This window comes from Corynebacterium confusum, assembly GCF_030408715.1.
Taxonomy (GTDB): Bacteria; Actinomycetota; Actinomycetes; order Mycobacteriales; family Mycobacteriaceae; genus Corynebacterium; species Corynebacterium confusum.
The window spans coordinates 1,294,586-1,319,308 of record NZ_CP047202.1 but is presented as its reverse complement, the minus strand read 5'-3'; the positions used below and the strand labels follow the sequence as shown (position 1 = coordinate 1,319,308).

Below are 24,723 nucleotides of genomic sequence, written 5' to 3'. Positions count from 1 at the left end.
AGGGATCCAGCTCCTTCCGGTAAGCGGCCAATTGAAAACGTTGGCAAGGCAAAAGCCTTGACCTTTTCTTCTAGTCTACCCCCTGGGCTTGACTTAGTTGAGGTTGGGGTAGCCGGGACTCAACGTAGAGGCCTAGTAGCCCGACGGCTGCGGCAAGGAGGAAGGCGGCGAGAATCCAAGGGGAGATCCCGCTCGTGAGCGCCTCGCCGAAGAAGACGCCGATGACGGTCGTGGGGATGGAACCGACCAAGGTCGCGGTGACGAACTGCCAGAACGGGATGCTCGTCAGGGCGGCTGTGTAGTTGAGCAAGGAGAAAGGGACGCCCGCCACCATGCGCAGGCTGCAGATGGCCAGCCCTCCGCGGCGGGCTAGGCGGGCGTTCAGGCCGGCCACCGCCGGGTGGGATAGTCTCGGGCGCATCCACTCGCCGAAGAGGGTGCGCACGCTTAGGAAGGCGAGCGCGGCCGAGACGGTCAGACAGACCAGCGCCAGCCCGAGCCCCAACACCGGCCCGAAGAGGATTCCCGCCGCGACGGTCCAGATGGTCCGGGGAAGGGGAAAGAGGGTGAAGACGATATAGGACAGCGCGAAAAGCACGACGAAGAAGTCGCCGTATTGTTGCGCGCCGGCCCGCAGGTCGGCTAACTCGGGGACGTCGACATAGCGCGCCGCCACCGCGAGCGCGGCTACGGCCACGAGGATGATCAGCCAACGCCGCCAGCCGAGCCCACACAGCGTGCGCACAGCGTCGCGCGCGACCTGGACCAAGAAGCTGCCGAAGCTGCGCAACCAGCCCCACGCGGAGTTCTCATCGTGCATGCCGGACACCTTGCTTTATGCCTCTTGTTCTGTCTTTACCCTTATTCAAGTTCTACGCCACTCCTGTGCGCATCCGTGCGCGCACGTTCTGGGCAGAAAAAGAAAAAATCCCGCGTTCTTCGAACAAGAACGCGGGAGAGTCATTGTGCCCGGAGGGGGACTTGAACCCCCACGTCCGTTAATAGGACACTAGCACCTCAAGCTAGCGCGTCTGCCATTCCGCCACCCGGGCAGGGTGTTTTCAGCCGTTACCGGCTTCGGCACTCCCAAAACTCTAGCCTGCCGGCGGCGGCCAAACAAATCGCCAGTACAAGGCGGCAAACGCCCGCGGGATTATGGGGCCATTGTTAGGATGTTCCTTATCCTGGCCGGGTGGGCGAGGGGAGGTTAGGTGCCTGCCGCGGTCACGGTGCGGGGCAACTGACGGGGCAGTTCCACTTTGGGAACTGCATCAAACTCCGGGGTGGGGTGGGGGCGATGAATATGGTGCGCGTTACTGACAGACACGGAATGTGTTTTCCGGTACAAATGGGAGTATGACTTCTTACAACGATTCTCGGTTCCCTGGCCCCGACCCGTACGCCCCGCTGCGGGATCTCCCGTCGTTTGCGCTGTCGTCCTCCGACCTGGTCGACGGCGACGAGATTGCCGAGCGCTTCCGCGCCCCGGAGAGCGTCTCGCCGCAGCTCGAGTGGTCCAACCTGCCGGAGGGCACCAAGTCCCTGGCCGTGACCTGCTTTGACCCGGACGCCCCGACGGCCGCCGGTTTCTGGCACTGGGCCGCTTTCAACATCCCGGCCGACGTAGCCGAGCTGCCCACCAACGCCGGTGCCGCCGAAGACTTGGACATCGAGGGCGTTATTTCCCTGCGCAACGACTCCGGCAAGCGCACCTACCACGGCCCGCAGCCGCCGGCCGGCCACGCCCCGCACCGCTACCTCTACGCCGTCCACGCCGTGGACACGGAGAAGCTGGACATCGACCCGGACGCCACCCCGACGGTGCTCGGCTTTAACCTGCACTTCCACGCGATTGGCCGCGCCATCCTGTGGGGCTGGTACGACCAGAAGTAGTCCTCGCTTAACGTATGGCCAACAACGACAATCCCGGGGTGACGATCCCGCTGCAGTTGCGAGTGGGCGGAGCCTTCATAGCCGTCGCACTCGTCCTCGTCATCATGACCTTCGTCGCGGTGCTCACCGAAGGGTGGATGAGCCCCTTCGTGTGGACCCCAGCCCGCGTGGCGCTGGTGGTAGCCGCGCTTATCATCGGCGCTTTCGCCACCATCCGCAAGGATCAGCGCCCTAGCATCGCCCAGGTGGTGGCCCTGGGCGCGGCGGTGCTTACCATCATCGCCAGCCGTTTCCTGCCCAGCGCCGAGCTTGCCGTAATGGGCCAGTGGTGGCTGCTCATCTACGCCGGCCTAGCGTTGGTCTGCGCGCTCGTGCTGCGCCGCAGCTTGGCTCCTCGCTCCTAAGAGGGGGAAGTTCCCAACACGGGCTGGCGGGCGGTTGGCGGCGCCGGCAGACTGCCTGGCAATGCAGAGCGCGGAAAAGAAAAAGCTAGGGCTGCGAGTGCAGCCCTAGCTATTGTTTATGTCGCGCTCCTTGTTGGGAGTGATTAGTTCTTCCACGGCAGGCCGGAGCCGACGGCTTCGCTGATGTTGCCCAGGCCGTGGGCGCGGATCTGCGCGGCAATCCCTAGGTGGATGTCGCGAATCCAGTCCGGACCGCCGTAAATGAAGGGGGTATAACCCTGCAGGAGGCTGGCGCCCGCCGTGATGCGCTCCCAGGCCTGCTGCGGGGTGAAGATACCGCCGACCGAGACGATGGGCAGTTCGCCGCCCAAGTGCTCATGAAGCAGGCGCAAGACTTCCAGGGAGCGCGCAGCCACCGGCGCGCCGGACACGCCGCCGGCCCCCATGGCCTCGACCTCTGCGGCCGCGGTCTTGAGTCCCTCGCGGGAGATGGTGGTGTTGGTGGCGACGATGCCGGCCAGGCCGACTTCGCGGGCCAAGTCGGCGACGGCGAGGACGTCCTCGTCGGACAGATCCGGGGCGATCTTCACCAAGACCGGAGTCGGGGTGACTTCGGCAACGGCGGTGAGGATGGGGCGCAGCGATTCCACGGCCTGCAGATCGCGCAAGCCCGGGGTATTCGGGGAGGAGACGTTGACCACCAGGAAATCGGCCAGCGATCCCAGCACTGAGGCCGAACGGCGGTAGTCGTCGACGGCCTGGTCCACCGGGGTGACCTTGGTCTTGCCGATGTTGATGGCGATGACGTCGTCGCTGCGGCGGGCCCGCAGGTTGCGGGCAACTTCCTCCGCGCCCTGGTTGTTGAAGCCCATCCGGTTGAGCAGACCCTTGTCCTTGGGCAGGCGGTAGAGCCGGGGAGCCGGGTTACCCGGCTGGGCGGCCGCGGTGACGGTGCCGAGCTCGGCGTAGCCGAAACCGATGGGTCCCCAGGCATCCGCCGCGGTGGCGTTCTTGTCGAAGCCGGCGGCCAGTCCGAGCGGGCGCGGGAAGTCCACACCGAAGACGGTCTGACGCAGGACCGGGTCCTTGACCGGCAGGACCTTGTTCAGCCCGCGATTGACCGACCAGGCGACGTGGAAGCCGTGGAGGGCCGAGCTCATTAGGTGGTGGATGCGCTCGGCATCGATCTGGAACATGGCCTTGAGCGCGGCATCGTAAACCTTGCCCCGGACGGTGCGGAAGATAGTGGACATGGTGGAAACTCCTTAAATGTCTTTAATGATCTGCAGTCCGTCACCGGTGGCGGAAGCAATGGCGATGGTCCCGTCGCTGAGTGCGACCATGTGTTGGGCGTTGGCCACGGTGGAGACCTGTGTGCGCTCCTCGGGAACGCCCTTGGAAATCTCGAAGGCCTGCGCCCGGTTGTTGTCGGTCGTGGTCGTCCACGCCAGCTGCCGGGACTCGTCCCAGGCCGTGGCCCACGGCACCCCGTCGGTGTTGCCGTACTGGTGCAGGCGGATGACGTCCTCGGCGTTATAGATAGCGATCCGCTTGCCCAAGGTGTCGGAAACCACGATGGTGCCGTTCTCACCGACTGAGGCCTGGCCCAGGCCGACGCCGACGCGCAGACGGCCGCCCGCACGGGACTGCTCCCAATCCAGCGACTGGATGGTCGAATCCGCGCGTAAAGTGCGTACCACGTTGTCCGTGCCGTCCTGGTTGGGCACCGACAGCAGCTGGTCGGTCGCGTCCTCAACCGCGAAGGAGTCGCTGCGCTCGCCGTCCTTGTAGATGGCGACGTCGGAGCCTTGATTGGAGGCCACGAAAAGCTCCCCGGAGGAGGTCCGCGCGGCGGCGGTGACGGGGAACTCCTCGTCGATTGCGATCTTCTCTGGCTGCTCGGGGCGGGCCGGGTCGAAGGAGAGAACCTCGGTGCCGCAGCCGAGCAGGAACTCGTTGTCAGCGGCCGAAATCTGGCCACAATCGGTCGGGATCTCCACCACCGCGGCGGAGCCTTCCTGGAAAGCGGCAGCGTCGCCGATGGCCAGGTGATCGGAGCTGCGCACGGCGATCGTCTCGCCGGTAGCGGCCATGTCGGATACCTCAGCGACCTCGCGGGAGAGCTGGGCGACCTCGCCGTCGGGTTCTGCGGCGGCGGGGGATTCGGCCGGGGTGGCGTTGCCGACCGTGGCGGAGTCGTCCGCCTCCTCCTCCGGCGGGGTTTGTTGGCACCCTGCGAGAGCCAGGGCGGAGACTGCGGAGACAGTCATTACTGCGAAACCGGTCTTAGAAGTCACAAACAGTCATCCTAGCAGTAAGACCTCCAAATCCAGCAGTTCCACCAGACGCTGGGATCGGCGCGGAACGCCACGGGCCAGTGGGGAGGCGTAGCGAGTTAATCGGAACTTTCCGGAAGGTGTGAGCTTGCTTCGAAAGTCAGACTCGCCCGGGGTGGTTCTCGCGTGGGAGGCGGGGGCGTCAGTATGCTGTTCCGAGTGAATAACGTGCAGTACCTCGCCCAAGCAGGCGTAGAACAATCAGACATGTCCTGGTTGCAAGTCATCGTCTTGTCGGTAGTCCAGGGCCTCACCGAGTTCCTCCCCGTCAGTTCCTCGGGGCATTTGCGGATTGTCTCCGAGCTCTTCTGGGGCCAGGACGCCGGTGCCTCCTTCACCGCGGTCATCCAGCTCGGCACCGAGCTGGCCGTCGTGGTCTATTTCGCCAAGCTGATTTGGCAGATCCTGTCCGGCTGGTTCCGCGGCTGGGTCGACAAGGAGTCGCGCGGCCAGGACTGGAAGATGGGCTGGATGGTCATCGTCGGTTCCATCCCGATCGGGATCATCGGGTTCTTCGGCAAGGACCTCATCCGTGACGCGCTGCGCAACTTGTGGATCACCGCTGCCATGCTGGTCCTATTTTCCTTCGTGTTCATCCTGGCCGAAAAGATGGGCAAAAAGACCCGCGGCTTCGACGAGCTGACCATGAAGGACGCCATCATCATGGGCCTGTGCCAGTGCCTGGCTCTCATCCCGGGTGTGTCCCGCTCCGGCGGCACCATCTCCGGCGGCCTCTTCTTGGGGCTTGACCGCGAGGTGGCCACTCGCTTCAGCTTCCTGCTGGCCATCCCAGCGGTGCTGGCCTCCGGCCTGTTCTCGCTGGACGATGCCTTCGGCCCGACCGTGGGGCAGTCCGCCACCGGCACCCAGCTGCTGATCGGCACGGGCATCGCTTTCGTCGTCGGCTACGCCGCGATCGCCTGGCTGCTGAAGTTCGTGGCCAACCACTCCTTCTCTTGGTTCGCCGCCTACCGCATCCCGGTCGGCCTCTTTGTCATGGCCCTGCTGGCCTTCGGCGTGCTGCAGCCTTAAGGAGTAGGGCTAACGTCCCAGTCGCCCCTGGGTCGTACAGGCCCGGCTGGGGCGTTATGCGCGTCGGCGGGACTCGGCGTTACGATGGTGGGCATGCATACTTGGCCCCAGCCCAAAATTCAGCCCGTCCCGGGCGCTTCTGTTCCCCTGCAGCTTTTTGATTCCGCGGACCGCGCCGTCCGCGAGGTTAAGGTCCACGGCCCGCAGGCGGGTGTGTACGTATGCGGCATTACCCCGTACGACTCCACGCACCTTGGGCACGCGGCAACCTACGTGACCTTCGACCTGGTCAACCGCATGTTGATGGACAACGGCCACGACGTGCACTACGTGCAGAACATCACCGATGTCGACGATCCGCTCTTTGAACGCGCCGAGCACGACGGCGTCGACTGGCGCGAACTGGGCACCTCCCAGATCGATCTCTTCCGTTCCGACATGGAGCTGCTGGAGGTCATCCCACCGCAGGACTACGTCGGCGCCATGGAAGCGGTCGACGAAATTATTGAGCTGGTCCAGAAGCTGCTCGACCGCGGCGCCGCCTACGTGGTCGATGATCCGGAGTACCCGGACGTTTACGCCTCCATCGAGGCCACGGAGCAGTTCGGCTACGAGTCCAACTACAGCCGCGAAGAGATGGAGAATTTCTTCGCCGAGCGCGGCGGGGACCCAGACCGCGCCGGCAAGCGCAACCCGCTGGATGCCCTGCTCTGGCGGACGCACCGCGACGGCGAGCCGGCCTGGGAGTCCCCGTTCGGGCCCGGCCGCCCGGGCTGGCACGTCGAGTGCTCGGCTATCGCGACAAACCGCCTGGGTAAGACTTTCGAGATCCAAGGCGGCGGCAGCGATCTAAAGTTCCCGCACCACGAGTTCTCCGCCGCCCACGCGGAGGCCGGCCTGGGCGTGGACCGCATGGCCGATTTCTACGTCCACACCGGCATGATCGGGCTGGACGGGACCAAGATGTCCAAGTCCTTGGGCAACCTCGTCTTCGTGCACAAGCTGGTGGAGCAGGGCGTGGAGCCCTCGGCCATCCGCATCGGCATCTACGCCGGTCACTACCGCAGCGACCGGGACTGGTCGGATGAGGTCCTGGCCGCTGCCCAGCAGCGCCTTTCTCACTGGCGCGAGGCCCTGGAGCACGCCGGCTCACTCGAGCGGGCCGAGGCGCTGGTCCAGGACATCCGCGCCGCCTTGGCCAACGACTTGGATACTCCGCGCGTGTTGGAGGCACTCGACGAGTGGGCCGCCGGCGAGCGCGGGGAGGACGATCCGGCCGCCCAGCAGCTGGTGACGGTCGCGCTGCGGAGCCTGCTCGGCGTGCGAGCGTAGCGGAATTGAGTAAGAATTAAGCGCATGAGCATTCGCGCAGATTTCCAGCCCACCGTCGACGAGTTCATTGCCAACCTCCAGTCTTTCGCCACGGGTGACTACCTGAAGGAAGACGAGAAAGAATTCTGGGACCAGCCCTTCGACCCTGCGGTCCTACCGGACCTGCAGGAGATCATCGAAGGCCTGCTGGATGACCTGGACGCGGTCCCGGATGATCCGAAAGGCGACGTTCTCTCCGCGTTGATCGCTAAGCGGCAGGTGGAGCTGGTCGCCTTTAACAAGGCTAATGACTACGCGGTGCTGGAGCCGGAGGAAAAGGAAGAGCTCGCCGAGCTCATCTATTCGGCCTCCGCCGCGACCGGCGCGGACGACGAGGCCCTGGCCCAGATCCCTGAGCTGGACTAGTCCTCGCCGCCACGCCCCGGCGCCATAGCTGGCGCAGCAGCGCGCCGGCACTCCGGGGCGCGAATTTGCCAACCCAAGAAGAAAGTAGTCACGAATTTCTATGCCGCTTCCTAGCGAGTCCTACCGAGACCAGGCCGCAACAGCCCCGAGCGATGCCGGCTCTATGGCTCGTCCCCGGGCCATCTTCTGGGACATGGATGGCACGCTGACTGACTCCGAGCCGTTGTGGGCGGAAGCGACGTTCTACCTTTCGGAGACACTTGGCAACCGCCTGACGCCGACGGAGCGGCTGGCCACGGTCGGCTCCACCTTCGCCACCACGCTGGAAATCTGCGCGGCGAAGGCGGGAGTGACGCTGACCGAAGAGGATTACCCGAAGTACCGGAAGCTGATGTTTTCCAAGGTCCGGGAACTCTTCGCCGGCAACCTGAAGGTCTTTCCCGGCGTCCGTGACCTGCTGCGGGAGCTTCATGCGGACGGCTTGCCGATGTTGGTGACCACCAACACGGAGCGCTACGTCGCCGACGGGGCCATTGAGGCCATCGGGCCGGAGTTTTTCTTCGACACGATCTGCGGCGACGAGGTGCCCACCGGAAAGCCGGCGCCGGATATGTACCTCCAGGCCGCACGCAGCGTCGGCGCCGACCCGGGGGATTGCCTGGTCTTTGAGGACTCCACGGCCGGCATGACCGCGGCGGTCGAGTCGGGGTGCCGGGTCATTGGTTTGCCGGAAGACGACCACGTGGCCGTACCCGACGGCGTGGTCCAGATTGCCGAGCTGCACAGTAACCGCCACCTAGCCCCGGCTGGGGCTGCCGATGTCTACGCGTGGTGGCAGCGCATGACCGCATATCGGGGGTAGTAGCGCGCGCTCACCGCAGCGGCGCTAATTTCTATGGAACAATAGATGGCGTGAAGACCTTCGATGATTTATTTGCAGAGCTAAAAACCAAGGCCACCGAGCGGGAGGAAGGGTCCGGCACCGTTGCCGCCCTAGACCATGGTGTGCACCACATCGGCAAGAAGGTCATCGAGGAAGCCGGCGAGGTCTGGTTGGCGGCCGAATACGAGTCCGACGAGGAGCTCTCGGAGGAAATCTCGCAGCTGCTCTACTGGACGCAAGTGATGATGCTGGCCCGCGGCCTCGAGCCCAAGGACGTCTACAAGTACCTCTAGCGCAGGCGCTGCGCATCCTCTAGCGCCCGCGCCGCGCCCAGTCCACCCGAGTACATACCAGCAGGGAAGAAAGACACACGCATGATCACTATCGCAGTGCCCAACAAGGGCTCGCTGTCCGAAGCCGCGATGTCCATCTTCGCGGAAGCCGGGTACAGGTCCCGCGGCAATTCCAAGTCGCTCAACGTCGTCGACGAGCCCAACGGGGTGGAGTTCTTCTTCCTCCGGCCCAAAGACATCGCCATCTACGTCGCCAAGGGCGTGCTGGATATCGGCGTGACCGGCCGGGACCTGGCCGCCGACGCCAAGGCTGACGTCCAGGAGATCCTCGATCTCGGGTTTGGTGGTTCTACCTTCCGCTACGCCGGGGTCAAGGGCGAGGGCTGGAGCGTGGACCAGCTGGGCGGCAAGCGCATTGCCACCTCCTACCCGAACCTGGTCCGCAAGGATCTGGCCGAGCGCGGCTTGGACGCCGAGGTCATCCGCCTGGATGGGGCAGTGGAGGTCTCCATTCACCTGGGCGTGGCCGACGTCATCGCCGACGTGGTCTCCACCGGCCGCACCTTGCGGGAGCAGGGGCTGGAGCCCTTCGGCGAGCCGCTGATTAGCTCCGAGGCCGTGGTCATCAAGCGCCAGGGCGCGACCGTGGGCCGCGAGGAAGAAATCCTCCTGGGCCGCCTGCGCGGCATCTTGAACGCCCGCCGTTACCTGATGATTGACTACAACATCGCCGAGGAGAATCTGCCGGCTGCCTCGGAGATTACCCCGGGCCTGACCGGCCCGACGGTCTCCCCGCTGGCCCGCGAGGGCTGGGTAGCGGTGCGCGCTTTGGTGCCTAAGAAGCAGGCTAACCAGCTGATGGATGATCTTTCCGGCCTCGGTGCGGAGGCGATTCTGGGTTCCGAACTCCGCATTGCCCGCATTTAGGGGTACACCTTCGGCGCGAGGATTCTAAAACTCCTTTGCTAGCTACCATGGGGTCAAGTATTTGAAGTACTTAAATTCAACCCCCAAGTAACGCAAAGGAGCGTCGCCGAGATGGCCAAGAATGCCAAGAAGGATACTAAGAAGCCTTCTGAGGACGTCCAAGGCAAGGAAACCACCGCAGCCGCTAACGCCTCCGATTCTGCTAAGTCCACCAAGGAGACCAAGCAGTCGCAGCAGACCGCTGCCAAGGCTAAGAAGTCCCGCGTCGAGCAGGACCTCATCGGTGAGATGGAAGTTCCTAACTCCGCCTACTACGGCGTGCACACCATGCGCGCCATGGATAACTTCCAGATCTCGTACGTGACCATCAACTCCATTCCGGAGTTCATCCGTGGCATGGCCCAAGTCAAGAAGGCCGCCGCCATGGCCAATCGCCGTCTGCACACCCTGCCGAGGAAGAAGGCGGAGGCCATCATGTGGGCCTGCGACCAGATTCTGGAAGAGGGCCGCTGCATGGACCAGTTCCCGCTGGACGTTTTCCAGGGCGGCGCTGGTACCTCGGTCAACATGAACACCAACGAGGTCATCGCCAACCTGGCGCTGGAGTACCTCGGTGAGGAAAAGGGCGCTTACGACATCATCAACCCGAACGATGATGTCAACATGTCCCAGTCCACCAACGACGCTTACCCGACCGGCTTCCGCCTGGGCCTGTACGCCTCCATCAACCAGCTGATCGAGCGCATGGACGCCCTGCAGAACGCCTTCAGTGTTAAGGCTAACGAATTCCAGGACATCCTGAAGATGGGCCGCACCCAGCTGCAGGACGCGGTCCCGATGACCCTGGGGGACGAGTTCAAGGCCTTTGCCCACAACTTGCAGGAAGAGCAGTCCGTCCTGCGCGACGCCCAGGCCCGCCTGCTGGAAATCAACATGGGCGCTACCGCCATCGGCACCGGCGTGAACACCCCGGCCGGCTACCGCCACCAGGTCACCGCGGCGCTGTCCGAGGTCACCGGCCTGGAGATGAAGACCGCCCGCGACCTCATCGAGGCCACCTCCGACTGCGGCGCCTACGTGCTGCTGCACTCGGCCATCAAGCGCGCCGCCATGAAGCTGTCCAAGATCTCCAACGATCTGCGTCTGCTGTCCTCCGGCCCGCGAGCTGGACTGAACGAGATCAACCTGCCGGCCCGCCAGGCCGGTTCCTCCATCATGCCGGGTAAGGTCAACCCGGTTATCCCGGAGGTCGTCAACCAGGTCTGCTTCAAGGTCTTCGGCAACGACATCACCGTCAACATGGCAGCCGAGGCCGGCCAGCTCCAGCTCAACGTCATGGAACCGGTCATTGGTGAGGCCCTGTTCCAGTCAATCCGCATCATGGGCAACGCCGTGGATACCCTGCGTGAGAAGTGCGTGGAGGGCATTACCGCTAACGCGGACGTCTGCCGCCACTACGTCGAGAGCTCTATCGGCATCGTGACCTACCTGAACCCCTTCATCGGGCACCACAACGGCGACCTCATCGCCAAGGAGTCCCTGGAGACCGGCAAGGGCGTGCGCGACCTGGTCCTAGAGAAGGGCCTGCTGGACGAGGAGACCCTGGACCGCGTGCTGTCCGTGGAGAACCTCATGCACCCGGAGTTCCGTGGCAAGCTCTACATGGATGAGAACTAATTCTTAACGCGTAGAGCACGACGCTCGGCATGCCCTCCCGCTGCGGCGACTGGCTCCCTGAATAGGGGAGTCGGCCCCGCGGCCGGAGGGTTGGTTTTTGCCCTAACGGACTCCAATCCACCGAAGCGGGTGTGGCAATCAACACAACCGGGCATTTGAATTGGTATGAATCACCCCGGCGGGGCAGAATAGTAACGTAGTGATAATTTTTTACGACGTTTGGAGACCTCCATGGTTGTTATCCATATCTTGATTGTTCTCGCGGCAATCTTCCTGGGCGCCCGGCTGGGCTCCATCGCCATTGGTTTCGCCGGCGGCTTGGGCGTTTTGGCCCTGGGCCTGACCGGAGTGCCGGTCACCCGAGAAGACATTCCCTTCGACGTCATCGGCATCATCATGTGCGTCATCGCCGCCATCGCCGCCATGCAGCGCGCCGGCGGCATGGACTACCTCGTCCACCTGGCCGAGCGCCTGCTGCGCAAAAACCCCCGCCAGATCACCTATTTCGCCGCGGTCGTCACCTGGCTGATGACGGTGTTCGCAGGCACCGGCCACACCGCGTTTTCGACCATGCCCGTCATCGTGGAGGTCGCCAAGGAAGGCGGCGTGCGTCCGTCGCGCCCGTTATCGATTGCGGTCGTCGCCTCCCAGATGGCTATCTGTGCCTCGCCGATTTCCGCAGCCGTCGTGCTGATGGCGTCCCTCCTGGAGCCCGCCGGCGTGGGCTACCTTCAGGTGCTGGCGGTTCTCATCCCGGCGACCTTCCTGTCCATCTTCCCGGCGGCCTGGTTGGCCAACAAGATGGGCAAGGAGCTGGACGTCGATCCGGTCTACCTCGAGCGTAAGGCCGCCGGCCGCGTTAAGGAGCCCATCGGGGCGTCCTCGTTTACCCCGGCACCGGGCGCGAAGCTGTCGGTCCTCATCTTCCTGGTCGCCATCTTCATCGTGATGCTCTGGGCCACCATAACCTCGGAGCAGGTCGGCCTGATTGCGGAACCGACCCTGCCGCGTAATGAGGCGATCATGGCCGTCATGCTGACCGCCGCCACGGTCATCGTCATGGCCACCAAGATCCCGGCCGGTGATGTCCTGAGCACGCAGGTCTTCAAGTCCGGCATGTCGGCGTGCGTCTGTGTGCTGGGCGTGGCCTGGCTGGGCACCACCCTCATCAACCACTACATCGAGGACATCCAGGCCCTGGCCGGCGACGTCATCCAGGCCACCCCGTGGCTGCTGGCCGTCGTGCTTTTCCTGGCTGCCGCACTGTTGTACTCCCAGGCCGCTACCACCAAGGCCCTCATGCCGGCCGCCCTGGCGCTGGGCGTTAGCCCGCTGACGGCTCTGGCCGCGTTCCCGGCGGTTTCCGCACTGTTCGTCCTGCCGACCTACCCGACGCTGCTGGCAGCGGTGGAGATGGACGACACCGGGTCGACCCGAATCGGCAAGGCAGTGTTCAACCACCCGTTCTTGGTCCCCGGCGTGGTCAGCATCGTGCTGTCCATCCTGCTTTGCTACGCCATCGGGGTAGCGGTGGTCTAGCCCCACCGGGGAAGCTATCCCCAGATTTCTCGTCACCTCGGCGCCGCAGTACAACAGCGGCGCCGGGGTGATTTTTCTATCACTTTGGGTCTATGGATGAAACTGGCCACACGGGCGCGCCACCTCGGTACGATGGGGACCATGACTACTCAGCCATCCGATGTTGAAATCGCTCAGTCCCACCAGTTGCAGCCAATCGCCGATATCGCTGAGAAAGCCGGCCTGCCGGCCGACGCCCTCATCCCGTACGGCACCACCAAGGCCAAGGTGGATATCACCAAGCTGGACCACTCCCGCGAGCACGGCAAGCTCGTACTGGTTACCGGCGTGTCGCCGACGCCGGCCGGGGAGGGCAAGTCCACCGTCCTGATCGGCCTCACCGACGCCATCGCGAAGCTGGGCAAGAAGGCCATCGTGGCTCTGCGCGAGCCCTCCCAGGGCCCGGTCATGGGCATCAAGGGCGGCGCCGCAGGCGGCGGCTACTCCCAGATCGTCCCCATGGAGGACATCAACCTGCACTTCACCGGCGACCTGCATGCCATCGCCGCGGCGACCAACACGCTGGCCGCCATCATCGACAACCACATCCACCAGGGCAACCAGCTGAATATCGACCCGCGGCGGGTGACCTGGCAGCGCTGCCTAGACGTAAACGACCGCGCCCTGCGCGGCGTCGTCACCGGCCTGGGCGGTCCGGCCCACGGCGTGCCGGCGGAGACCGGGTTCACCATCACGGCTGCCTCCGAGATCATGGCGATCCTTGGCCTGGCCACCAGCCTGGAGGATCTCAAGAAGCGCTTGGGCGACATCACCGTGGGCTACACCTACGACCAGGCTCCGGTCACCGCCCGGGACCTGGAGGCCGAGGGTGCCCTGACCGCCCTGATGCGCGATGCCCTCAACCCGAACCTGGTCCAGACCCTCGGCGGGACCCCCGCGTTCGTGCACGGCGGCCCGTTCGCCAACATCGCGCACGGCTGCAACACCCTGCTGGCTACGCAGACCGCCCTGGAATACGGCGAGGTCGTGCTCAGCGAGGCCGGCTTCGGCGCCGACCTGGGCGGCGAGAAGTTCGTGGACATCAAGTCCCGCTTTGGCGAGCTGAACGTGGACGCCGCCGTGGTGGTGGCCACCATCCGTTCCCAGAAGTACAACGGCGGCGTGGCTAAGGACAAGCTGGCCAACGAAAATGTTGAGGCCCTCGAAAAGGGCTTGGTGAACCTGCAGCGCCACGTCGAAAACGTGGGCAAGTTCGGCGTCACCCCGGTGGTCGCGCTCAACCTTTTCCCGTCGGATACCCAGGCCGAGCGGGACTTCATGCGCGACTGGGCCGAGAAGGTCGGCGTGCAGCTGGCCGAGGTCGAGGTCTTCACCAAGGGCGGCGACGGCGCCCTCGAGCTGGGCCAGATCGTCCTAGACAACCTGGGCGGCAACTCCGCGCCGTTGTACGACCCGGCGGAGGGTATCGAGGCCTCCATCGAGAAGATCGCCACGGAGATCTACCGTGCGGACAAGGTCGAGTACGGCTCCAAGGCGTTGAAGGACCTGAAGTACCTGAAGGACAACGGCTGGGACACGCTCCCGGTGGTCATCTCTAAGACCCAGTACTCCTTCTCGGACGATGCCCAGGCCCTTGGCGCCCCGGAAGGACACACGCTGCACGTGCGCGAGCTGCTGCCGCGTACGGGCGCGGGCTTCGTGGTCGCGCTGACCGGCAACGTGATGACCATGCCGGGCCTGCCGAAGAAGCCGGCGGCCAACAACATCGACGTCGACGCCGACGGCCTCATCTCCGGTCTGTTCTAGGCTTTACATAGCTCCAGGATCGCGAAGCCCCACGGCCCGAACATTCGTGTTTTGGGCCGTGGGGTTTTACGTGTGTACAGGTCTTTCCGTCGGTAGTGTCGCGGGCAGAGCCGGGGCAGAATAGCGGACGCGGCGGCAGCCCGGCTAGCTGGTGGGGGCGGCATCGGCCGCGGAGCCGGGCCAGCCCGGGTAGGCCGGGGGAGTCCCGCCGAAGGCGGGGCACAGGTCCTGGAAGGAACACCAGCCGCACAGCTTCGAGGTCTTCGGGTGGAAGGTGCCGGCCTTGCCGTCGCCCTCGATGCGCGCCCATAACTCGCCGAGATCGCGCTCGAAGTACTCGAGTTCCTCGCGGCTGGGGTTCAAGAACATCGAGTCAATGACCTTGAGGTACATCAGGCGCAGCTGGGTGGGGATGGTGCCCAGCAGGCGCCAGTAGACCAGTGCGTAGAAGCGCATCTGGAACTGCGCCGAGTGGCTGAACCTGGACGCCGGCTTCTTGCCGGTCTTGTAGTCGACCACGCGGACCTCACCGGTCGGGGCGACGTCGACGCGGTCGATGAACCCGCGCACGGGCACGCCGTTGGGTAGGACCGTGTTGACGTACATCTCGACTTCTTGGCAGTCGAAGCCCTGCGGGTTTTCCATCTCGAAATAGCCCTTGACCAGCGCGCGGGCTTGGACGAAGAAATCGAGGGTCTGATCTTTGGGCACCAGCTCGTCCAGCTCGGCGTCCCCGGCGCGCATTTTCTCCCAGGCCGGCTTGATCATTTTCACCGCGGCCGGATAGGTGCGCTCTTGGCGCGGAAGCTCGTGCATCTCCTCCAAGACGGAGTGGACCAGGGTGCCCTTGACCTGCGCCAAGGTTTTGGGCTCTGGGAGGCGGTCGATCGCGCGGAAACGGTAGAGGAGAGGGCACTGCTGGTAGTCAGAGGCGCGGGAGGGCGATAGCGCCAGGGGCCGCGGCTTGCGCGGCTGGGCCGGGTTAGCGGGCTGGGAAGATTCAGTCATGGTGTTTTTACCTTATCGCGCGCGCCGACGTGGCAAGGTAGAGGGTATGACTAGCACGCCGGATTTCCTCGACTTCATTGACGCTTCCCCGAGTTCCTACCACGCCGCGGCCAACGTGGAGCGCGAGCTGGTGGCAGCCGGTTTCCAACGCCAGCGCGAGGAGGACGCCTGGGACGTGAGCCCCGGCGGCCACGTGGTGGTCCGCGGGGGCGCCGTGATGGCCTATATCGTCCCGCCCCGGCTGGCCGAGGCCGCCGGCGAGAAGCTGCGGGGCTTTCGGATCGTGGGCTCCCACACGGACTCGCCCGGGTTTACCGTCAAGCCCGAGCCGGATTTCCAGCATGCCGGCTGGGATCAGATCGGGGTGGAAGTCTACGGCGGGCCGATCCTGCACTCCTGGTTCGACCGGGAGCTGACCCTGGCCGGCCAGGTGACCCTGCGGGATCAGAGCACCCACTTGGTCAACACCGGCCCCATCCTGCGAATCCCGAACCTGGCCATCCATATGGTGCGCAAGGACGAGTTCACCCCGGACCGCCAGCTGCACCTGCAGCCGGTCTGGCAGCTTAGCGGCCAGGGCAAATACGCCTCGCTGGGCGAGTACGTCGCTGAGCAGCTGGGCGTGCAGGCCGCCGACATCGCCGCGTTCAACCTGATTACCGCCGCCGCGCAGCCGGCCGGACTGTTCGGCCCAGCCGAGGAGTTCATCGCCGCAAGCCGGATGGATAACTTGAGCTCCGTGCACGCCAGCCTGGAGGCCTTCAAGTCTGCGGCCCAGGACTACGACGGCCCAGACGTGTTGGTGATGGCCGCCTTCGACCATGAGGAGGTCGGCTCCAACTCGCGCTACGGCGCGGCCGGCCCCATCCTGTCCGATATCCTGCAGCGCACTGCCGTCGGCCTAGGTGTCACCGGCGACGATCTCTTCCGCGTCTTCGCCCAGTCACACTGCGTGTCGGCGGATGCGGCGCACTCGGTGCACCCCAACTACGCGCAAAAGCACGATCCGCACCACCAGCCGCTCATCGGCCACGGCCCGGTGACCAAGATCAACGGCAAGCAGCGCTACGCCTCCGACTCCGAATCCATCACCCGCTGGGAAAACGCCTGCCGGCGCGCGGGCGTGCCCTTCCAGCGCTTCGTTGCCAACAACGACGTGCCCTGCGGCAGCACCATCGGGCCGATTACGGCCACTCGCTTAGGAATCGAGACCGTGGACATCGGCGTGCCCATGCTGTCTATGCACTCGGCGCGCGAGATGGTCGGCGTTTCTGACCAAGCGGCCCTGTCCGGCGCCCTGCTGGAATACCTGGTCGGCTAAACTAGCCAGGTTGACTGTCCCATCGGGGTGCCTAGCCAGTTCACCTGGCCCCACGACATGCAAGGAGCATAACCACATGGCCTATTCCGGCCCCTTCCAGTACGGCGATCGCGTCCAGCTCACCGATGCCAAGCGCCGGCACTACACCATCGTCCTAGCCGAGGGCGGCCAGTTCCACTCGCATAAGGGCATCATCGAGCACAGCCAGATCGCCGGCCTCGACGAAGGCTCGGTGGTCACCTCCAGCCTGGGCTCGGACTTCCTGCTCTTCCGCCACCTGATGGTGGACCACGTGCTGTCGATGCCCCGCGGCGCGGCCGTTATCTACCCTAAGGACTCGGCCCAGATCCTGGTCGAGGGCGATATTTTCATGGGCGCGCGCGTGCTCGAGGCCGGCGCCGGCTCGGGAGCGTTGTCGATGACCCTGTTGCGCGCGGTAGGCCCGGAGGGCCGGGTCTTTTCCTACGAGGTGCGCGACGACCACCTGGAATACGCTGTGGACAACGTCAAGGAATACTTCGGCGAGACGCCTGAGTGGTGGACCCCGCGCCTGGGGGACCTGGCCGACGTGCAGGTTGAAGACCTGGGCGGCCCGGTGGACCGGATCATCCTGGACATGCTGGAGCCCTGGGAGCACTTGGAAAAGGTCCGCGACTTGTTGATCCCGGGCGGGGTCTTCATGACGTATGTGGCTACCGTTCCGCAGCTGATGAAGGTGATGGAGGGCATTCGCGAGCTCCAGTGCTTTACCGAGCCGCGGGCCTGGGAGTCCCTGGTGCGCGAGTGGAAGGTCGAGGGCTTGGCCACCCGCCCAGAGCACCGCATGAACGCGCACACGGCCTTCCTCATCTGGACCCGTCGCCTGGCCGACGGGGTGACGCCGCCGCGCCCGCAGCGCCGCGCCCGCCGTTAGGAACGATAGCCGTGAGGGGGATAGGCAACCCCGCACAATGGTGGGGCGGATAGTCCGCTCGTCGCTAAAAAGGTTAGGGTGGTGACATGGATGACACGAGAGAGTTGCGTCGCCAGATTTCACAGTTGGCCGACCGCAACGCGAAGCTCGCGGAGCTGCTGAAGGATTCGCGCGACAAGCTCGGTCAGCTCGCCGCCGATGTCAACGCCTTGGCCGAGCCGGCCTCGACCTACGGCACCTTCCTGGGCTATAGCCAGACTCCTTCCGGCGGCCGCGAGGAGGCCGAGGTCTTTACCAACGGCCGGCCCATGCGTCTGAAGATCTCCCCCGAAGTGGAGCATGGCTCGCTGCGGGTTGGTCAGCAGGTGCGTATCGGCGACGGCATCGTCGTGGTAGAAGGCGTGGCGGCCCAGCGCACCGGGCACCTGGCCACCGTGTTGGAGCGCCTGGGGCCCGACCGCGCCCTAGTGACCAACGGCCCGGCCGACGAGGAAGTCATCACCCTGGCGGAATCGCTGCGCGAAAACCTGCGCGCCGGCGACACCGTGCTGGCGGATCCGAAGGCCGGCATTGGCCTGGAGATCATCGCCAAGACGGAGGTCTCCCAGCTCTCCCTGGAGGAGGTCCCCGAGGTCGAGTTTTCCGACATCGGCGGCCTGGACGCGCAGATCACCCAGATCCGCGACTCGGTGGAGCTGCCCTTCCTACACCCGGAGCTCTACCGCTCCTTCGAGCTGCACCCGCCCAAGGGCGTGCTGCTCTACGGCCCGCCGGGCTGCGGCAAGACGCTGATCGCCAAGGCGGTGGCCCATTCGCTGGCCCAGAAGATGGGGGAGGGCGAGCCCAGCTACTTTCTCAACGTCAAGGGCCCGGAGCTGCTCAACAAGTTCGTGGGCGAGACCGAGCGCAAGATCCGTCTGATCTTCGAGCGCGCCCGCGAGCTGGCCGGCAAGTCCACCAACCGCCCGGTCATCATCTTCTTCGACGAGATGGAGTCCATCTTCCGCACCCGCGGATCGGGCGTGTCTTCCGATATGGAGACCACGGTCGTCCCGCAGCTGCTGGCCGAGCTTGACGGCGTGGAGGACCTGCGCAACGTCATCGTCATCGGCGCGACCAACCGCGAGGAGCTCATCGACCCGGCGATCATGCGCCCGGGCCGCCTCGACATCAAGATTCGCGTGAGCCGGCCCAACAAGCAGGGCGCGCGCGAAATCATGCAACGCCACTTCCCGGCGTCCATCCCGCACGCGGGCGACCGGGAGGCGCTGATCTCGTCGAGCATCGCCGAGCTTTACGCCCCGCGCCCGTTCGTGAACCTGCACCACGCCGACGACTCGGTGACCACTCTGCATTACCGCGACTTCGTCTCCGGCGCGATGATTGCCAATATCCTCGCCCGCGCTAAGAAGCTGGCCATCAAGGAATCGCTGGCCACGGGCAAGGAAGCGGCCATCGAGATGCGTCACCTGTCGCAGGCGATTGCTGCCGAACAGTCCGAGAGCGAGCACGTGCCGACCTCGACCAACCCGGAGGAGTGGGCCAAGATCGTCGGCGGCAACGCCACCGGGCAGCCCATAACCCGCGTTGAATTGATTGGATTTAGGAGCCCCACGTGGCACGCCTTCTAGGAACCGAGACCGAATACGCCATCGTGACGCCGGATCGGCCGGATTTCTCGCCGATCGTCTCTTCGACCCACGCGGTGGTCGCCTACGCTGCCCTATACACCGACGCCCGCACGCGCTGGGACTTCGCCGAGGAGCACCCGCTGCGAGACAGCCGCGGCTTTGATCTCAAGCGCTACCAGACCGTCCCAGTGGTGGACCCGCACGCCATCGGCGTGGCCAACGTGGTCACCGCCTCCGGCGCGCGCTTCTATGTCGACCACGCCCACCCGGAGTACTCCTCGCCGGAGTGCCGGAACGCCTGGGAGGGCATGCTCTACGACGCCGCCGGCGACGTCGTGCTGCGCAAGGCGGCCGCGGCCGTGGCCCAGTTGACGGCGCAGGACACCTCGGTCCTAAGCGATCACGAGCCCTGCCCGCCGCTGAAATTCTACAAGAACAACGTGGACGGCAAGGGGGCCTCCTACGGCTCCCACGAGAACTACCGGTGGTCCCGCACCACGGACTTCGACGACCTCGTCCAGGGGCTCATCCCGTTCTTCGTGACCCGGCAGGTGGTTACCGGTGCCGGGCGTGTGGGCCTTGGCACGGAGGGCGAGGAGCCCGGCTTCCAAATTTCGCAGCGCGCGGACTATATCGAGCAGGAAATCTCCTTGGAGACCACTCTCAACCGCGGCATCATCAACACCCGCGACGAGCCGCACGCCGACGCCCACCAGTTCGGGCGCCTGCACGTCATCATCGGCGACGCCAACATGTCGCAGACCTCCAACCTGCTGAAGCTGGGGATGACCTCGCTGGTCATGGACGCTATCGAGGCCGGCGTGGACTTCAGCGACGTGCGGCTGGCCGATCCGGTCGAAGCCGTGCGCACCGTCAGCCGGGACTTGGAGCTCAAGGAGAAGTTGCCGTTGTGCGGTGGCGGGCAGATGACCGCGTTGGAAATCCTGGCCGTTTACCGATCGCGGGTTAGCGCGGACACCGACGCCGAGCGCGAGGTCCTGCGCCGCTTCGACGAGGTCGTCGAGCTCTTGAGTACCGATCCGCTGCAGGCCGCTCACCTGCTGGACTGGGTGGCCAAGTACCGCCTCATCAAGGGCTACCTGGACCGCGGCGTGGCGGCGGACGACCCCAAGCTGGCGCTTATCGACCTGCAGTACACCGATATCGACCCAGGCAAGTCCCTCTACCACGCGCTGGTGCGCCGCGGGCAGATGCGTACGCTGGTCAGCGAGGAAGAGATCGAGCGCGCCGCCGACGTTGCCCCGCCGGGCTCCCGGGCCGGCCTGCGTGGTGCCTTCATGCAGCACTACGCCGCGGATCTGGTTTCGGCGAACTGGCAGTACGTGGCGCTTCGACGCGGAGATCTGACCGCGCTTTTCGAGCTGGATGAGCTCTTAACGGCCGCGCCGGAGACCCGCGAGGCGATACTCCACGGCGAGCTGGACCTGGACCAGCTCATCTCCCGGCTCAAGGCCGACGGGATTAGCCCGGAGTACCGTTAGAACTAGTAGCACGAACCAAGGTTTAGCCAGACGTACCTAACAGGCACTGAGCCTGGGAAGGGAGAAGACAACACCATGTCACAGCAGAACCAACAGATTCACTCCGGTGGCGGCGACGACCAGGGCGGTGCCGCCGAAGACGGCGCCTTGGGTTCCGGCCAGGCGCAGATTTCGACCAGCGGAACCGACGACCTGCTCGATGAGATCGACGGCCTGTTGGAAAACAACGCCGAGGAATTCGTCCGCCACTACGTGCAGAAGGGCGGTCAGTAGACGGTGAGCCCACTGTCATTTAACGGCCCGCAGCAAGCCCCCGGGCCTTTCGCGCGCCGGATCATGGGCATCGAGACCGAATACGGGCTGTTCTCCTCGTCCCCGGCGGACCGCCGCGGGCTGGACCCGGATGAGCTAGCGCGCAAGCTCTTCCGCCCCGTGGTGGAGAAGTATTCGTCCTCGAATATTTTCACCGCCAATTCCTCGCGCCTCTACCTGGACGTCGGCTCGCACCCCGAGGTGGCCACGGCCGAGTGCGACAGCCTGACCCAGCTGCTCAATCACGAGCGCGCCGGCGATGCCATCGTCGACGAGCTCGCGCGCGCCACAGAGGACGAACTGCGTGCTAGCGGGGAGGCCAATGCGGTCTACCTGTTCAAGAACAACGTGGACTCGGCCGGCAATTCCTACGGTTGCCACGAGAACTACTTGATCTCGCGCCACCTCGTGCTCAAGGAGCTGGGCACGGCGCTGCTGCCGTTTTTCATTACTCGGCAGCTCATCTGCGGCGCCGGGCGCATCAAGCCGGCGACGGGATCCGCTCCCGCGCAGTTCGTGCTCTCGCAGCGCGCCGACCAGGTCTGGGAGGGCGTTTCCTCGGCGACCACGCGCTCCCGGCCCATCATCAATACCCGCGACGAGCCGCACGGGGACTCGTCCCGCTTCCGCCGCATGCACGTCATCGTGGGTGACTCGAATATGGCGGAGCCGACCTTCGCGCTGAAGGTGGGCTCGGCCCTGTTGATGCTAGAGATGCTCGAGGCCGGCTTTGACGTGCCCAGCTTCGCTATCACCGAGCCCATTGCCCAGATGCGTGCCATCGCCGCAGACCCGACCGGGCAGACCCCACTGAGCCTGGCGGACGGCAGCACCGTCCCGGCCATCGCGGTCCAGCGCCGCCTAGTCGGCGCCGCGGCGCGGTGGCTCAATGAGCGCCCCGACGAGGGAACCTCTAATAGCGAGATGCGCCGGGTTGTTGACCTGTGGAGGCGGACCGTCACGGCCGTGGAGACGCAGGACTTCAGCCAAGTCGATCAGGAAATCGACTGGGTGATCAAGAAGAAGCTCCTGGAAAGCTTCCGGGCGAAACTGGACTGCGATTGGTCGCACCCCAAGCTGGCGCAGGTCGATCTGACCTACCACGATATCCGGGGCGGCCGGGGTCTCTACAGCGTGCTGAGCCGCCGCGGGCTGGTCCGGCGGTGGACCACGGACGAGGCCATCGCGGCCGCCCGAGAGCAGGCCCCGGCCACGACCCGGGCCACGCTGCGCGGGAAGTTCCTGGCCGCCGCGCGTCAGACCGGAGCGAACGTGACGGTGGACTGGACCAAGCTCAAGGTCAACCGCCCCGAGCCCCGCGTAGAGCAGTTCCTGGATCCCTTCGTTGCGGACGATGCCCGCCTGCAACCGCTGCTAGACTACATGCAGGAAAATCAAGGACACTAGGCAGGTGCTGTCCAGCCGGCGAAACCGGCCGGCGAGCTCGTGCCACGGGGAAGGAGAGCGGAGAGAACTTGGCTGATGATACCGTCTCGCAGGGCTCGCGCCGCGACAAGGCTGTCGAGCGTTTGACCAATCTCTGCTTCGCCCTCCACGGCGCGGCCTCGAACGGCGGTAGCCCGGACCGCTCCGCCGCCTGGATCCGTTCCCACGTCGCGGGCTACCAAGACTTGGGCGACGAGGCCTTCCAGAAACAGCTCAGCCGGGACATCCGCAGCCTGCAGCGCGCCGGCGTTCCGGTCACGCAGTCAGCGTCCAAAGCCAGCGCAGGGCCAGGCCAGGACCGCAGCCTGTCGGTCTACCGCATGCAGCAGGCTGATTACCAGCTAGCTGAGGTCGAGTTCACCCCGGAAGAGGCCATGGTCTTAGGCGTTGCCGCCGGGATGGGGCAGCCGGGCGGGCTGAGCTCGTTCTCCTCGTCCGCGTGGACGAAGATCGCGGCCTCCGGGGCCTCCCGCGACCTAAGCGGCGCTCCCGTCTACACCGCGGACAATGACCTGACCCGCCTGGAGCCGTACATTGTCCGCGACATTCTGACCACCGTGCGCGAGGGGCTGCGGATTAACTTCACCTACGTGCCGGGCCCGCAGCAAAGTGCCCAGTCCCGCTCCATGGACCCGTGGGGGCTGGTGACCCTGCACAACCGCGTTTACCTGGTGGGCTGGGATAACGACCGCGGCGCGCCGCGTGCCTTCCGGCTGCTGCGGGTCGCCGAGATCCGGGCGACCCGCCAGGCCCCAGAGCATGCCCACCCTACGCAGTCCCTGCAGGAGGTCGTGGAAGCCTCCCTCAACCGGGACGTCGTCGGCCGCGCCGTGCTGCGCATCCCCGCCGGCCGCGCCGGCGAGCTGGCCGCCCTCGGGACGCCAGGGGTCGACGGCACCGTGGTGGTAGAAAACATCTCCCGCGACTTCCTCGTGCGCACGGCCGCCGGATACGCCGCGGACGTGGAGGTTCTCGAGCCGACCAGCGTGCGCGACGACATCGCCGCGCTGCTGCGCGCGGCTGCCGCCACCGCTTCCCAGGACAAGCAGGACCAAGACAAGGAGGCCCGCAACTAATGGCCGACGCACCCCAGAAACTGCACGCCCTAGTCCAGTCCTTGAACTTGATCCCGTATTTCCGCAGCCACCCGAAGGCCACCCTCATGGAAGCCGCCCAGGACCTCGGGATGGAGGTGGCTGAGCTCAACAGCGCGCTCAACCGCCTGTTTTGCTCCGGGGTGGGGCAGCGCACCGAGGATCTGATCGACATCAGCTTCGGTTACCGCGAGGGCGTGACCATCGTGGACGACCAAGGGCTCAACCAGGCGCTGCGGCTGACGCCCACGGAGGCCGGCGCGCTGCTGCTGACCCTGGAGTCGCTGGAGTCCATGCCGGGGCTCATCGACACGGCGGCAGTCCAAAGCGCTGCGGAAAAGGTCCGCGGGATCATGGACGATAAGACCAGGGCCATCTACGACTCCATCGCCCAGCCGGAGGAGGCCGAGTCAGCCGCCCAGGTGGCGGCCGCCCGCGCCATTGAGACTAAGCGGCAACTGCGGTTGCGCTACTGGTCAGCCAGCTCAAACGAGGAACGCACCCGTACCGTCCACCCGGCCCGTATCTTCATCTTCGACTCGCAGGTCTACCTGGCGGCCTGGGAGGAAGACAAGGACGAGCACCGGCGCTTCCGCATGGACCGGATCCGCCAGGCCACGGTCCTGGACGACGAGGCCCAGCCCCATCTGCGTCAGCTCGACTTCGACCCGCGCGATCCCTTCGGTTTGGCGGACAGTGACAGAGCCCATATTGAGCTCAAGAAGGAAGCCACCTGGCTGGCCGATGACTACGAGATCCGGCTGGGGGAGGACCTCGGAAACGGCTTCGTAGCAGCCTCTATGCCTATCGGATCGGCGGAGTGGTTCGCGCGCTTTGCCGTCGGGCATGCTGACAGGTTCCGGGTAATTGGCCCAGATTCGGTTAAGAATGCTATTGCGCATGCCAGCGAGGCGGGCCTGCGGAGATATACTGACTAATTATCCGCTGGCAGCCTTTAGCAAGCCACCA

23 protein-coding genes and 1 tRNA gene are annotated in these 24,723 nt (G+C 65.3%); 19 read left to right on the top strand and 5 right to left on the bottom strand.

Going from position 1 to position 24,723, the window contains the following annotated elements:
* Nucleotides 1-70: 70 nt before the first annotated feature.
* Entirely contained in the window at nucleotides 71-820 is a 750-nt protein-coding gene (locus CCONF_RS06165; protein WP_290221791.1) for a TVP38/TMEM64 family protein, read from the bottom strand.
* A gap of 146 nt (nucleotides 821-966) precedes the next feature.
* Nucleotides 967-1,052, bottom strand: a tRNA-Leu gene (locus tag CCONF_RS06160).
* A 304-nt stretch (nucleotides 1,053-1,356) separates the two neighbouring features.
* Between CCONF_RS06160 and CCONF_RS06155 the strand changes: the two genes are divergently transcribed.
* Nucleotides 1,357-1,893 (top strand): YbhB/YbcL family Raf kinase inhibitor-like protein, encoded by a 537-nt coding sequence (locus tag CCONF_RS06155; RefSeq protein ID WP_290221789.1) that lies wholly within the window; start codon nucleotides 1,357-1,359, stop codon nucleotides 1,891-1,893.
* A gap of 14 nt (nucleotides 1,894-1,907) precedes the next feature.
* The gene (locus CCONF_RS06150) at nucleotides 1,908-2,297 is read left to right on the top strand and encodes a hypothetical protein (protein WP_290221787.1); all 390 of its coding nucleotides are present in this window, start codon (nucleotides 1,908-1,910) and stop codon (nucleotides 2,295-2,297) included.
* A 143-nt stretch (nucleotides 2,298-2,440) separates the two neighbouring features.
* Here the strand turns inward: CCONF_RS06150 and CCONF_RS06145 are convergent, their stop codons facing one another.
* Nucleotides 2,441-3,550 carry a quinone-dependent dihydroorotate dehydrogenase gene (locus CCONF_RS06145; protein ID WP_290221785.1) on the bottom strand — a complete coding sequence of 370 codons (1,110 nt, stop codon included), beginning with the start codon at nucleotides 3,548-3,550 and terminating at the stop codon, nucleotides 2,441-2,443.
* Between the two features lie 12 nt (nucleotides 3,551-3,562).
* A complete protein-coding gene (locus tag CCONF_RS06140) occupies nucleotides 3,563-4,594 on the bottom strand; it encodes a hypothetical protein (RefSeq protein WP_290221784.1) in 1,032 nt (343 codons plus the stop codon).
* 246 nt (nucleotides 4,595-4,840) lie between these two features.
* On the opposite strand from CCONF_RS06140, the gene CCONF_RS06135 reads away from it, so the two are divergent.
* The 9 genes from CCONF_RS06135 (at nucleotide 4,841) to CCONF_RS06095 (ending at nucleotide 14,527) form a co-directional block, all read left to right on the top strand.
* Nucleotides 4,841-5,665 carry an undecaprenyl-diphosphate phosphatase gene (locus CCONF_RS06135; RefSeq protein WP_290226298.1) on the top strand — a complete coding sequence of 275 codons (825 nt, stop codon included), beginning with the start codon at nucleotides 4,841-4,843 and terminating at the stop codon, nucleotides 5,663-5,665.
* A gap of 93 nt (nucleotides 5,666-5,758) precedes the next feature.
* On the top strand, nucleotides 5,759-6,997 hold the full coding sequence (gene mshC, locus CCONF_RS06130; RefSeq protein WP_290221781.1) for a cysteine--1-D-myo-inosityl 2-amino-2-deoxy-alpha-D-glucopyranoside ligase: 1,239 nt from the start codon (nucleotides 5,759-5,761) through the stop codon (nucleotides 6,995-6,997).
* A 24-nt stretch (nucleotides 6,998-7,021) separates the two neighbouring features.
* Nucleotides 7,022-7,402, top strand: a complete 381-nt coding sequence (locus CCONF_RS06125) for a hypothetical protein (RefSeq protein ID WP_290221779.1) — start codon at nucleotides 7,022-7,024, stop codon at nucleotides 7,400-7,402.
* Between the two features lie 100 nt (nucleotides 7,403-7,502).
* The gene (locus CCONF_RS06120) at nucleotides 7,503-8,264 is read left to right on the top strand and encodes an HAD family hydrolase (RefSeq protein ID WP_435384061.1); all 762 of its coding nucleotides are present in this window, start codon (nucleotides 7,503-7,505) and stop codon (nucleotides 8,262-8,264) included.
* Nucleotides 8,265-8,314: 50 nt separating this feature from the next.
* A complete protein-coding gene (locus tag CCONF_RS06115; protein WP_290221777.1) occupies nucleotides 8,315-8,578 on the top strand; it encodes a phosphoribosyl-ATP diphosphatase in 264 nt (87 codons plus the stop codon).
* A gap of 81 nt (nucleotides 8,579-8,659) precedes the next feature.
* Nucleotides 8,660-9,505 (top strand): ATP phosphoribosyltransferase, encoded by an 846-nt coding sequence (gene hisG, locus CCONF_RS06110; RefSeq protein WP_290221775.1) that lies wholly within the window; start codon nucleotides 8,660-8,662, stop codon nucleotides 9,503-9,505.
* Nucleotides 9,506-9,616: 111 nt separating this feature from the next.
* Nucleotides 9,617-11,182 carry an aspartate ammonia-lyase gene (gene aspA / locus CCONF_RS06105; protein ID WP_290221774.1) on the top strand — a complete coding sequence of 522 codons (1,566 nt, stop codon included), beginning with the start codon at nucleotides 9,617-9,619 and terminating at the stop codon, nucleotides 11,180-11,182.
* A gap of 231 nt (nucleotides 11,183-11,413) precedes the next feature.
* Nucleotides 11,414-12,721: an anaerobic C4-dicarboxylate transporter gene (locus tag CCONF_RS06100; protein WP_290221771.1), complete on the top strand. Its 1,308-nt coding sequence runs from the start codon at nucleotides 11,414-11,416 to the stop codon at nucleotides 12,719-12,721.
* Between the two features lie 141 nt (nucleotides 12,722-12,862).
* Nucleotides 12,863-14,527: a formate--tetrahydrofolate ligase gene (locus CCONF_RS06095; RefSeq protein ID WP_290221769.1), complete on the top strand. Its 1,665-nt coding sequence runs from the start codon at nucleotides 12,863-12,865 to the stop codon at nucleotides 14,525-14,527.
* A 144-nt stretch (nucleotides 14,528-14,671) separates the two neighbouring features.
* Here the strand turns inward: CCONF_RS06095 and CCONF_RS06090 are convergent, their stop codons facing one another.
* On the bottom strand, nucleotides 14,672-15,535 hold the full coding sequence (locus tag CCONF_RS06090) for a RecB family exonuclease (protein ID WP_290221768.1): 864 nt from the start codon (nucleotides 15,533-15,535) through the stop codon (nucleotides 14,672-14,674).
* 46 nt (nucleotides 15,536-15,581) lie between these two features.
* Between CCONF_RS06090 and CCONF_RS06085 the strand changes: the two genes are divergently transcribed.
* The 8 genes from CCONF_RS06085 (at nucleotide 15,582) to CCONF_RS06050 (ending at nucleotide 24,692) form a co-directional block, all read left to right on the top strand.
* Complete coding sequence (locus tag CCONF_RS06085) at nucleotides 15,582-16,856, top strand: M18 family aminopeptidase (protein ID WP_290221765.1); 1,275 nt, start codon at nucleotides 15,582-15,584, stop codon at nucleotides 16,854-16,856.
* Between the two features lie 76 nt (nucleotides 16,857-16,932).
* On the top strand, nucleotides 16,933-17,769 hold the full coding sequence (locus CCONF_RS06080; protein ID WP_290221763.1) for a tRNA (adenine-N1)-methyltransferase: 837 nt from the start codon (nucleotides 16,933-16,935) through the stop codon (nucleotides 17,767-17,769).
* Nucleotides 17,770-17,855: 86 nt separating this feature from the next.
* Nucleotides 17,856-19,400 carry a proteasome ATPase gene (gene arc, locus CCONF_RS06075; RefSeq protein WP_290221760.1) on the top strand — a complete coding sequence of 515 codons (1,545 nt, stop codon included), beginning with the start codon at nucleotides 17,856-17,858 and terminating at the stop codon, nucleotides 19,398-19,400.
* Nucleotides 19,385-20,902: a depupylase/deamidase Dop gene (dop, locus tag CCONF_RS06070; RefSeq protein WP_290221758.1), complete on the top strand. Its 1,518-nt coding sequence runs from the start codon at nucleotides 19,385-19,387 to the stop codon at nucleotides 20,900-20,902. The genes arc and dop overlap by 16 nt, the downstream gene beginning before the upstream one ends.
* A gap of 75 nt (nucleotides 20,903-20,977) precedes the next feature.
* Entirely contained in the window at nucleotides 20,978-21,175 is a 198-nt protein-coding gene (locus CCONF_RS06065; protein ID WP_290221756.1) for a ubiquitin-like protein Pup, read from the top strand.
* 63 nt (nucleotides 21,176-21,238) lie between these two features.
* Nucleotides 21,239-22,621 carry a Pup--protein ligase gene (pafA, locus tag CCONF_RS06060; protein WP_290226293.1) on the top strand — a complete coding sequence of 461 codons (1,383 nt, stop codon included), beginning with the start codon at nucleotides 21,239-21,241 and terminating at the stop codon, nucleotides 22,619-22,621.
* Between the two features lie 68 nt (nucleotides 22,622-22,689).
* A complete protein-coding gene (locus tag CCONF_RS06055) occupies nucleotides 22,690-23,736 on the top strand; it encodes a helix-turn-helix transcriptional regulator (RefSeq protein WP_290221754.1) in 1,047 nt (348 codons plus the stop codon).
* A complete protein-coding gene (locus CCONF_RS06050) occupies nucleotides 23,736-24,692 on the top strand; it encodes a helix-turn-helix transcriptional regulator (protein WP_290221752.1) in 957 nt (318 codons plus the stop codon). The genes CCONF_RS06055 and CCONF_RS06050 overlap by 1 nt, the downstream gene beginning before the upstream one ends.
* Nucleotides 24,693-24,723 lie beyond the last annotated feature (31 nt).